General features: G+C 62.4%; 7 protein-coding genes. 4 read left to right on the plus strand and 3 right to left on the minus strand.

Annotated features, from left to right (window positions below):
• Positions 1–122: 122 nt before the first annotated feature.
• The 4 genes from ACQY7U_RS08810 (at position 123) to ACQY7U_RS08825 (ending at position 6,772) form a co-directional block, all read left to right on the plus strand.
• Positions 123–539, plus strand: a complete 417-nt coding sequence (locus ACQY7U_RS08810) for an Lrp/AsnC family transcriptional regulator (RefSeq protein ID WP_428643589.1) — start codon at positions 123–125, stop codon at positions 537–539.
• A 109-nt stretch (positions 540–648) separates the two neighbouring features.
• Entirely contained in the window at positions 649–3,087 is a 2,439-nt protein-coding gene (locus tag ACQY7U_RS08815; protein WP_428643591.1) for an ATP-binding protein, read from the plus strand.
• A gap of 326 nt (positions 3,088–3,413) precedes the next feature.
• Positions 3,414–4,352 (plus strand): GNAT family N-acetyltransferase, encoded by a 939-nt coding sequence (locus ACQY7U_RS08820; protein WP_428643593.1) that lies wholly within the window; start codon positions 3,414–3,416, stop codon positions 4,350–4,352.
• A gap of 155 nt (positions 4,353–4,507) precedes the next feature.
• Complete coding sequence (locus ACQY7U_RS08825; RefSeq protein WP_428643594.1) at positions 4,508–6,772, plus strand: transglycosylase domain-containing protein; 2,265 nt, start codon at positions 4,508–4,510, stop codon at positions 6,770–6,772.
• A 60-nt stretch (positions 6,773–6,832) separates the two neighbouring features.
• On the opposite strand, the gene ACQY7U_RS08830 is transcribed toward ACQY7U_RS08825, so the two are convergent.
• The 3 genes from ACQY7U_RS08830 to ACQY7U_RS08840 form a co-directional block, all read right to left on the minus strand.
• Complete coding sequence (locus ACQY7U_RS08830; RefSeq protein WP_428643596.1) at positions 6,833–7,267, minus strand: hypothetical protein; 435 nt, start codon at positions 7,265–7,267, stop codon at positions 6,833–6,835.
• A 238-nt stretch (positions 7,268–7,505) separates the two neighbouring features.
• Positions 7,506–8,576, minus strand: coding sequence for a class I SAM-dependent methyltransferase (locus tag ACQY7U_RS08835; RefSeq protein WP_428643597.1), 1,071 nt, complete (start codon positions 8,574–8,576; stop codon positions 7,506–7,508).
• Positions 8,573–10,813: GH36-type glycosyl hydrolase domain-containing protein (locus ACQY7U_RS08840; protein ID WP_428643599.1), on the minus strand; the 2,241-nt coding region annotated here is incomplete at its 5' end. The genes ACQY7U_RS08835 and ACQY7U_RS08840, both read right to left, overlap by 4 nt.

A 10,813-nucleotide genomic window follows, 5' to 3' on the forward strand; every position in this document is an offset into this window, starting at 1 on the left:
ATTTGCAGGACGTGCTCTAGCAGACTGGCGTGCCGGGCTCCTCCGGCATTTTGACCGGAGTTCCCGGCCTTTTTCCGGACGGAAGCGGCAGAATTCGTTTCGGCTTGATGATAAAAGGTCGCATGGACACCATTGACCGAAAATTGCTGCAACTGCTGAAAACGGACAGCCGGATGCCGCTAAAAACCCTTGCGGCCTCCGTTGGCCTTGCCCGCTCGACCGTCCAGGAACGGATCCGGAAACTGGAAGAAAAAGGCATTATCCGCGGATACACGATCAGCGTCGCTGATCCCGAGCATTCCAAGTTCGAAGCCTATCTGTGGATCCGGACCGGATCGGCCACCTGTGCAGCCATTGCTCCGAAAGTTGCCTGCTTGGAAGGCGTTCTACAGTGCCGATCGATTTCCGGCGACCGGGATATGGTGCTGCTTGTCAGAAGTCCGAGTCTGGAAGCTCTGGCCGAACTCAGGAACTGCGTTGCCGCTATCGACGGTGTCGCAACCGTTGAAACGCATCCTGTTCTCAAGGACTGGATCTGAGTGAAGCGGATCATCACAACATTTTCTGATTATTGCGGATTTCAGAAACGGTTTCTCAAAGTTTAAGCGGCACACTTCCGGCAACTGGGTCTTGTAGAGAGTATCGATCTTGGTCAGCCGGAACAGTAATCGTGCCGCCAAAACGGCGGTAGAGAGAGAAGACGCGCGGGAAAAACCGGTCTTCGGTGACAACAACACGCCTCCGACCGAAGCGTCTCCAGAAATCTCTCCGGAAACCTCTACGGACTGGAAATCCACCAGAGCATCGGATCGTGCCGGGACTTCCGAGATCGGTCCCGATGTCGGACCGGGCCGCCGGGCGACCGACCGGCCGGTGTCCGCCCCGGCCAAGGTCCTTTTGAATCTCGCCGTCCTCGGCCTCGTCGGTGGTCTCGCGGCTGCCTTTCTCACGGTCGCCTCCGAGGGGCCTAACCGGTTCTTCGGCGTCGGTCTTGCCTTTTTCGCCGGTGGCCTCGCGGTCTGGCGCCTTTATGCCGATGACCTCTACCGGGCGGTGCAGGCCATTCAGATCAAGGACGACAAGATCCGCCGGCTGATGGCACGCTGCGAGGAACTGGAAGACCGGGCCTGGGAACTGGGCGAATCCGACGAACGCCACGCCAGTATTCTGGCCACCCTCGGCGACGTCGTGATCCGGCGCGACCCGGAAGGTATCGTCACTTACGTGAATACCGCGGCCGAAGACGTCTTCGGGCCGGACCATTCCCTGCAGCCCGGTGCAACACTTGACCTGCCGCTTGCGGAAAACAGCGAGAATCCCGACGGAATCGGTCAGGAACCGGGATCCCGGACCGAAGGCATGGGCTTTCAGGATCTCCTGATCGAAACCCGTCAGGGCCGCCGCTGGTTCTCCCGCATCGACATTCCGGTGCGCGACACGGTGACGGACAGGCAGCTGGTACAGACCGTTCTGCGAGACGTCACCGAACGCCGGCTGATCGAGGAGGAACTGCTCGCCGCCCGGCACACGGCGGAAACGTCAAACGAGGCGAAGTCGCGCTTCCTGGCCACTGTCAGCCACGAGATCCGCACGCCCCTCAACGGCATTCTCGGTATGGCCGCGCTGTTGCGCGACACGCGCCTAACCAAGGAACAGAACGCCTATATCGAAGCGCTGGAAACCTCGGGCGAAACGCTGCTTCTCTTGATCGACGAGGTGCTGGACTTTTCAAAGGTCGAAGCCGGCAAGCTGGACATCCAGGCGGTTCCCGTACGCGTCGGCGCACTGGCGGAAAACGTCGTCGAACTGCTGGCTCCCAAGGCTCATGCCAAGAAACTGGAAATCGGTGCCATGCTGGCTCCGGACCTGCCGGAGGAAGTCACGCTCGATGCGACGCGGGTCCGCCAGATCCTGTTCAACCTGATCGGAAACGGCGTCAAGTTTACCGACGAGGGCGGTGTCGCCGTCGAACTGAGCGGACGCCCCAACCCGGACGGCGGCAGTTTTCTCGACATCAAGGTGCGCGACACCGGCATCGGGTTCGATGCGGCCGAGGCGGAGCGCCTGTTCAGGGAATTCGAACAGGTCGACCACGGCCCTGCCCGCAAGTTCGGCGGAACCGGCCTGGGCCTTGCCATCGCGCAACGTCTCGCCGGCCTGATGGGCGGCGCGATTGCCGCCGAGCCTGCAGAAGACGGCGGCGCGCTGTTCCGGGTGTCGCTGCCCATTCCCGAAGCCCTGACCGGCAGCACAGATCCGCGTCTCGCAACACTGCAAGGCAAGACCATCGTCTTCGTCAGCAACAGCCGGATCGAATGCCCGCTGCTTGCCAGGCGGCTGGAAGGGCACGGCTCTGAAGTACGCGTGCTCGCACCCGGCCATCCGGATCTTGATGGAACGCTCGCGCAGGCCGATCTTCTGATTGTCGACCATGCGGCCGTCTCCGACAGCGGTGGCTGGCTGGCCACGGTGCGGCTGACTGGCTGCACGGCCCCGGCGGTCATCACCATTGCACCGCCGGAACGCGAGCGGTTGGAGCACCTGCGCGAAGCGGGTTATGCCGCCTATCTCATCCGGCCCGTGCGCATCGAAACACTCGTCCAGATCTTCTCCGGCCTTCTGGAGGATGACGGGGCGGAACACGCCTGGGACGTTTCGGCGGAACCCGTCACGAACGGCTTGCTGGCAAGCCGCCACCAGACGCCGGCGCGCCCGCTCCGCCTGCTGGTGGCCGAGGACAACGACATCAATCGGCTTCTGAGCGAAGCCATGCTGCGCAAACTCGGCCATGTCCCCGTGATGGTTGTCGACGGTGAGGCGGCGGTGGAAGAAGCCGCGAGCGGTTCCTATGACGCGATCCTCATGGACCTGCACATGCCGGGTCTGGACGGCTTCCAGGCCATCGGCAAGATCCGGGAAGCGGAAAAGGCGAGCGGACGCGCACCCGTGCCGATCCTCATCGTCACGGCGGACGTCATGAAGGATGCCCGCGACAAGGCCACAGAAGTCGGTGCGGCAGGCTATCTGACCAAACCGCTCTCCGTAGAAGCCCTTTCCGAGGCAATCGCGGGCTTTGGACGAGGCTGACGCAAGTTAGCCCCGGGGGCTTCGGCAAAAAACTGCCGGGCCTGATTGTTCGCGGGCTGCTCGGGCTCCGCGTGACTTGCTCAGGATCAACGCACGAATTTCACAATTCCATCAGACTGGGCTAAGCTTCCGCCAGCCGGTTGCTGGAACACCCTCAGGTGTCATCCAGTTGTCGGAATAATGTGTTCTACGGCATCATCGAAGCACGCGGACCAGCCCCGAAGGGGCGGCCGGGCAAAGGAAAAACGGCTGGCGAAACAGCAGGAAGACTGTGAAACCGGTCGCGGGATGCTCTAGACGGAATACGTGAGGGTGGAATGTCCATTATGCGACAGGGACTTTTTTCTCCAAGAAATCTGGTCCGGAAGTTCACACCGAACACGCGTCCCGGAGCGAATGTGCCGTCTCCGGTTCATCCGGTTTCGCCACACGCTCATCCATTCAAGTCCGGTGAAACACTCGGCCGCATCGGGTCTCTGGAAGTCCGCATGGCGCGGAATTTCAAGGAAGTGAAAAAGGCGCAGCGCCTGCGTTATGACGTTTTTTACGAGGAAATGTCGGCCATCGCGGATGCGCATACGCTTGCGACCCGCCGGGATGCAGACCCATTCGATGCCTATTGCGATCATCTGCTGGTCGTCGATCACGCGTCGATGAAGCGCAACAAGCTCGGACGGCTGAAACCGGAAATCGTCGGCACCTACCGCATCCTTCGCCAGGAAATCGCCGACCGGCGCGGCGGCTTCTATACGGCCGGCGAATACGACATCCAGGCGCTGATCGGCGCCAATCCCGGCAAGCGCTTCATGGAGCTGGGACGGTCCTGCGTCCTGAAGCCTTACCGCAACAAGAAGACTGTCGAACTGCTCTGGCATGGTATCTGGGCTTATGTCCTGCGCCACAAGATCGACGTCATGCTCGGCTGTGCCTCCATCGAAGGCACCAATCCGGATGCGATTGCCGAGCAGCTGTCCTTCCTGCATCACAATGCGCGCGCGCCTGAGGAATGGCGTGTGCGGGCGGTTGAGGACAGGTATGTGGAAATGAACCGCCTGCCTGCGGAAGCGATCAATGCCAGACACGCGCTGCGGGCCCTGCCGCCGCTGGTGAAAGGGTATTTGCGGCTCGGAGCCTTCATCGGCGACGGTGCCGTGGTGGATCCGCAATTCGGCACGACCGACATCCTGATCATCATGCCGGTCTCCGAACTGAACACGCGCTACGTCAATTATTACGGCGCGGATGCCAGTCGTTATGCCAGTTAGCGGGCGGGTTGCTACCAAACCGCCCAAAAGCCAAAAGCCTTAACGCCCCCTTAAATCGCCGCAATCTAGGATCATCACCGGGGACCGGCCCAAGGAACTTACTCTGGCGCCGGGAGTTGCCGGCTTTTGCCGGCATGAGTAGGGACCGATGATCAATGGCGCCTCGGGCGAAACGCCGGCAGCGTATTGAACCGACCTTTGGAGAAGCGGCCAGCAGCCTGCTTGACCTGCGGCTTGGCCCGCAGGACCGTCCGGCTGCGCCTTCGTCAAAGTCGGGCTCGAAACCAAAGTCCCGAAAAACCGCAAAATCCGGCACCGCCAAGAGCGGAACGACCAGGAAAAGCCCGGCCAAACGCCCTTCCAGGTCCCAGAGTTCCAAACCCGGAAACGGACGCAGGGGCGGCGGTGGCCGCTCCGGCGCCAAACGGCGCAGCCGCAAGCGGAAGACACGCATCCGCCTTCCCGCCTTCCTCAGCCGCCTCTTCAAGCGCGGCCTTTACTGGAGTGCCGTTCTCGGCATCTGGGGCGTCATCGCGGTTGTCTGTATCATCGGCTATTACGCGGCCTTCCTTCCCCCGACCTCCGAATGGCAGGTGCCGGCCCGCCCGCCCAATGTGAAGATTGTCGCCGCCAACGGCCAGCTGCTTGCCAACCGGGGCGACACCGGCGGGGAAGCGGTGCGGCTGGAACAGCTGCCGCCCTATCTGCCGAATGCGGTCATTGCCATCGAGGATCGGCGCTACCGCTCGCATTTCGGGGTCGACCCGATCGGCCTCGCCCGCGCGGTCTATACCAATCTGACGGCGGGCCGCGTCTCCCAGGGCGGGTCCACGCTGACCCAGCAGCTTGCCAAGAACCTGTTTCTGGAGCCGGACCGGACCATGAAACGGAAGATCCAGGAACTCGTGCTCGCCTTCTGGCTTGAGGCGGAATATTCCAAGGACGAGATCCTGGAGATGTATCTGAACCGGGTCTATCTCGGGGCAGGAGCTTATGGGGTCGATGCGGCCGCGCGCCGCTATTTCGGCAAGTCGGCCCGGCTGCTGACGGTCGCTGAAGCCGCCACCATTGCCGGGCTCCTGAAGGCGCCGTCGCGTTATTCCCCAGCGCGCAATCCCGACCTTGCCGAAGACCGGGCCCAGCTCGTGCTGGCTGCCATGCACGAGGAAGGCTACATCACTGCCGAGGAAGCCAAGAATGCGCTTGCGGCACCCGCCAAGGTGGTCCGGCGCCACACCACGGCCAGCGAAAACTACGTTGCCGACTGGGTGATGGATGTCCTGCCGAGCTTTGTCGGTTCCATTGAAAGCGACATCATCGTCGACACCACCATCGACCCGGCCATGCAACAGGCCGCCGAAAAGGCGCTGCGGGCGGCGCTGAAGGAAAACCGGAAGCCGCTCGGCGTTTCGCAAGGCGCCATCGTCACGCTGGACACGGCGGGGGCCGTCAAGGCTCTGGTCGGCGGGGCGGATTATTCGAAAAGCCAGTTCAACCGCGCGGTCTATGCCAAGCGCCAGCCGGGTTCTTCCTTCAAGCCGTTCGTCTATCTGGCCGCGCTTGAGAACGGGCTGACCCCGCAAACCGTACGGCAGGACAGGCCTGTCACCTATGGCAACTGGTCGCCGAAGAACTATACCAAGAAACATTACGGCCCGGTCACGCTGACCCGGGCGCTGAGCCTGTCGCTCAACACGGTCGCAGCCCAGCTCGCTCATGAAGTGGGCGCGGGCGCCGTGGTCAGCACCGCCCGGCGGCTCGGTGTCACGTCGGAGATGAAGAAGAACCTGTCGATCTCGCTCGGAACCTCTGAAGTCACACCTCTGGAAATCGCCTCGGCCTATGTGCCCTTCTCCAACGGCGGCTATGGCGTGCTGCCGCATGTTGTCCGCCGGATCCGGACCGTCGGCGGCAAGACGCTCTATTCACGCTCCGGCGACGGCCGCGGGCGCGTCGTTGCGCGCGAGATGGTCGGCAACATGAACCTGATGATGTCCGAAACCCTTCTGACCGGCACCGGCCGCAAGGCCCGGCTCGACAGCGGCCGGCCCGCCGGCGGCAAGACCGGCACCAGCCAGGACTTCCGCGATGCGTGGTTCATCGGTTACACCGGCAACCTGACCACGGCGGTCTGGTTCGGCAATGACAACAATTCGCCGACCAAAAAAGCAACCGGCGGCAGCCTCCCGGCCACCGTCTGGAAAGAGGTGATGGACGCGGCTCATCAGGGCCTGCCGGTGGCCGATCTCCCCGGCGTGCCGAACCTGCCGGCCAGTGTGTCCGCGCCGCGCAAGCCGCAACCGCGCGACACCGTCGGCTCCGGCCGCGAACCGATCCCGCCGGCCCCGATCGGCGGCGGCAATTCCGGCGAACGCAAGGGGCCGCTCAATCTGCTGCGCAATCTCTTCGGCGGCGGCTGAAGCTTCAGAGTGCATTTCCGGCAGGAAGGCCCTCACCCGGCCTCGGAACGGAATATGCTCTCAGCAATCGTGGCTGTAGGTGAAGACCAGCGTGTCGGTCGTGTATTGGCCGGTTGGACGGCAGCGGTCGTGGACTTCCCGCGTACCGGTGACGGTGACTTGCAGCTGGTCACCGCGCACGGGGCCTTCGACGAAATATTCCAGCGGCGAGCCGGGGCAGTATTTGGAAAACACCCGCGCGGTACCCGAATACCAGTTGCCGTTCTTGATGCCGTTGAAGAGCAGCGTGCCAGGCTGAACGCCTGCCTTGCGCAGAACGTTCCTCGGGACTTCATAGGAAAGCCAGCGCTGGTTGCCTTGCGCCTGCAGGCGCATCAGGGAACCGTTATGGTCCCAGCAACTGTCAGCCATGACGGCGCTGCCCTGCAAAAAAACGATCGCTGCCAGAACCGGCAGCAGACACTGTTTGGCTATGTCGGGCTGAATGAAACGCATGCTGCAAATCCCCTGAATGATTATCGGGAAATCGAAGCACATTGACGGGGTTTTGCAAGAAGCGAATTCGCTTGTGCGGAAACACATGTGCCGCGTTCGGCGGATGGCCATCTCCCGGAAATGCCCGCGCCAGTGCCAGGTACCGGCAGATGAAGGATTTTCCGTCTGCACGGTCGCCCGCCTCAAATATCGGCCGGCACTTCATGTCGTGCCGGCCGGAAAGGGATCTGGCAGCAACTCAGACCTGGCTGACAAACCAGACGTTCATCGGGTCATGCGGCAGGATGTGGCGGTTCACCGAAGAAAACCCCGCATCCTCAAGCATCCGTTCGGCTGTCTCCCAACCCCACATGGTGCCGAGCCCGTTGCCGCCCTGGCCGATCGAAACCGGAGTGCAATGGGCGCAGGAAATGGCGTAGAGCAGCGAAGCCATCGGGAAGTCCATGTTTTTTTCCAGATACGCCGAGCCGCCAATATCCTGCATAAGGTAGACGCCGCCGGGTTTCAGCGAAGTCTTCAGGCCGCGGATCAGTCCCTCGGGATCCTTCTGGTCGTGCACCGCGTCGAAGGACGTGACGAGATCGAACCGTCCGGGTTCGGAATATCCGGTCAGGTCACGCTGCTCGAAGGTGACATTCGTCAAACCCGCGGCCAGCGCGCGATTGCGCGCGTGGTCGATCGCGTCGGCGCACAGATCATAGCCGGTGAACCGGCTCGCCGGATAACGCTCGGCCAGGGCGAGCAGCACGTGTCCGCGGCCGCAGCCCGCATCCAGCACCTCGATGCCTGTCGCAAGTCGTTCATCGATCCCCTCGACCAGCGGCAGGATCACCTCGAACAGGCCATCCTTCACGGTCTGATCGCTGTCTTCGGCCATGATCTGGTGGAAGCAGGGATAATCGGAATATCCGGTGCCTTCTCCCGTCTCCAGACAGTGCTGGATCCGGTCCTCCAGCTTGCCCAGAAGCGTGACGTGCTGCGCATAGACGGCAAGATTTCCCAGCGCGGCGCCCGGCACCAGGCAGTCCGCATGCGCTTCGGGCAGGTGATAGGTCCGGTGTGCTGGGTCATAGTCGACGATGCGGCCGGTGACCATGACGGCCAGCCATTCACGCACGTAGCGCTCGGCAAGACCGGTGCGGCGGGCGATCTCATCACTCGTTTCAGGCCGCTGTCCCGCCAGAGCAGTGAAGAGACCCGCCCGATGTCCGACCGAAATCATTGCGGCAACGGCGCCGGCGTCAAGAAGGGTTCCGATACGTTCGGCAAAAGCCTCGGATCGTGTTCTGGTAACAGTCATCTCGTTCATTTCGTTTCTCCTGTCGTTGAAAAGCTGGTCCGGGCTTCGCCAGCCCCGAATGCGGGGCGCGCCGTCAGATCAGCGGAGTTTTGCCCGGTATATGAAGGCCTTCGCGGCCGCATTGGCGATGCTTGCGCGGCAATGACGTCCGCGATCCGCTCGGCAGCGATCCGGGCTGCGTCGAAATAGCCGGTAAACATCGGCCGGAACCCGGTAAACCAGAGCCCGGGATGAGCAGGATCCGGTTCTCCCATCGGATGGATCGGCTGGCCGTCGGCACCCAGCACGCCAAGCGGGCCGAGCAACGTTTCCAGCCCGGAGCGATAGCCCGTTGCAGCAATCACCACGTCGGGGCTGCATTGGCCGCCCCCTGCCAGGATCACGCGCCCTCGGTCGAACCGTACGACTTCGGGGACCACCTCCAGCCGCCCGTTCTTGAGTTCCGAGACGAAGCCGTCATCGATGGCGAAAGCGATGCCATCCCGCACCATGCGCGTGCCACCGCCGTCCGGATGGCTTTTCAGGCCGAAACGGGCGAGATCGCCAAGAAACAGGCGTTGTGTGAGCCGGAAAGCCGGGTCGAGAAGTCTCACGGGCATGGCCGCGAAGACGCGCGCCAGGCGGTGCAGCGGAAAGCCGAAAATACGCGTGGGAACGACCGCCGGGCCGTGCCTGACCGAAACCAGGACTTCCGCCGGCGCATGCCGCGACAGGTGGTTGAGCACGTCCGACCCGGAATTCCCGGCACCGATGACCAGAACCCGCTTCCCGTTGAACCGTGAAACATCGCCGAGATCCGCAGCGTGCAGGAATGCACCCGTGAAATCTGCGCGTCCGGGCCAGTCGGGGACGTGGGGAACCCGGTCGCGTCCGGTTGCGAAAACGACATGCGCGGCATCAAGAATTCCAGAGTTCGTCTCGACCCGCCAGGTCCTGCCCTGGCGCGTGAGGCCGGTAACTTCCGTGCCATGACAGATTTTCGCGCCAAGTCCGTCCGCGTAGCGTTCCAGATGTTCAACAACGGTGTCGCGCCGCAGGAATGGTCCGTCACCGCGAGGTGCTTCCTGGCCCGGCAAACGGGCAAAGTGGCGATGAATGTTCAAGCGGAGCGCGGGATGGCGCGAACGCCACGGCTCGCCGACCCGGTGTCGCGCTTCGAGCACTTTGACCGGAATGCCTCTGTTCGCGAGGATCCTGGCACAGGCAAGCCCGGACAAACCCGCGCCGATCACAATGACCGGCATTTCGCTGGTCGGTTCCATAAGGGATCTCCTTCTGATCGCAATTTCATGACCAAGGAGATGGACGAAAGCCATGCGGGAATATTTGCCGTGCGTGCTCTGGGCATGCACGTACGGTTCCACTTGGCGGATCTCTGCGCGGTCGTTGTACGCCGCGGGAAGAAAGGCCCGCAGGTATTCGTAGGCGCGGGTTCCACGTCCCAGCAAGGTTTCTGCGATAACGCCCCAACTTTGCGGATGGCAGAAGATGCCGCCATTTTCCTTCATGGACGGCGGATAAAGGACCGCGCGCACCAGATCGATCGGCGTCTTCGCATAGGGCGGGTCGCACAGCGCGATACCGAATTCGGAAGCGAGGTGTTCGTTGACCGCATCCATGGCCTTCACAGCCTGCGTATCGCTGGCCGCCCCGCTGATCACCGCCCAAGCCTGGGCATTCAACCATACCCGGCCTTCTTCGTTCTGGTGTGTACCAATCACTTCGCCACCTTCGGCGATGGCGCGGATAAACCAATCCCCATCCCAGGCATGTTCCTGCAGGGAGGCGTCCAAAAATTCCAGATGGGCTTGCGCCCAGGCGGCTTCATCCGTTTCCTCAAGCATGAGGCAGATGTCCATGTAGGTCTTCAATCCCAGCCGGAGCTGGAAGGCCACAAACATGCTTTCGCCGTGGAGCCCCAGCTTCAGGGCATCGTTCCAGTCGGCCAACAGACCGCAGGGCAAGCCATTCGCACCGCTGTTGTTCAGGTTGAATTCCAAGGCCCGGCGCAGGTGCCCCAGTACCGTCGCTTCGCCTTCGTCCGCGAAGGGAAGGACCTTGTTGAAAAAGGCCAGATCGCCCGTCTCCTTCACGTAGGCCGGCACCGTATTGAACAGCCAGAGGCAATCGTCGGCACGGTGTTCTTCCAACGGAATCAGCGCTTCCTTGCCGGGACGATGCTCGAACGGCTTCACCACCGGCATCGCGCCGCCATGGGAATACTGCCCGGTCAACATCAGTTCCAG

Source organism: Roseibium sp. (assembly GCF_050301095.1).
Classification (GTDB): domain Bacteria; phylum Pseudomonadota; class Alphaproteobacteria; order Rhizobiales; family Stappiaceae; genus Roseibium.

What these genes read in the sequence shown, in the direction of transcription:
- ACQY7U_RS08810 (WP_428643589.1), top strand. Translation starts at nt 123, where the DNA reads ATGGACACCATTGACCGAAAATTGCTGCAACTGCTGAAAACGGACAGC.
- ACQY7U_RS08820 (WP_428643593.1), top strand. Translation starts at nt 3,414, where the DNA reads ATGCGACAGGGACTTTTTTCTCCAAGAAATCTGGTCCGGAAGTTCACA.
- ACQY7U_RS08825 (WP_428643594.1), top strand. Translation starts at nt 4,508, where the DNA reads ATGGCGCCTCGGGCGAAACGCCGGCAGCGTATTGAACCGACCTTTGGA.
- ACQY7U_RS08830 (WP_428643596.1), bottom strand. Translation starts at nt 7,267, where the DNA reads ATGCGTTTCATTCAGCCCGACATAGCCAAACAGTGTCTGCTGCCGGTT.
- ACQY7U_RS08835 (WP_428643597.1), bottom strand. Translation starts at nt 8,576, where the DNA reads ATGAACGAGATGACTGTTACCAGAACACGATCCGAGGCTTTTGCCGAA.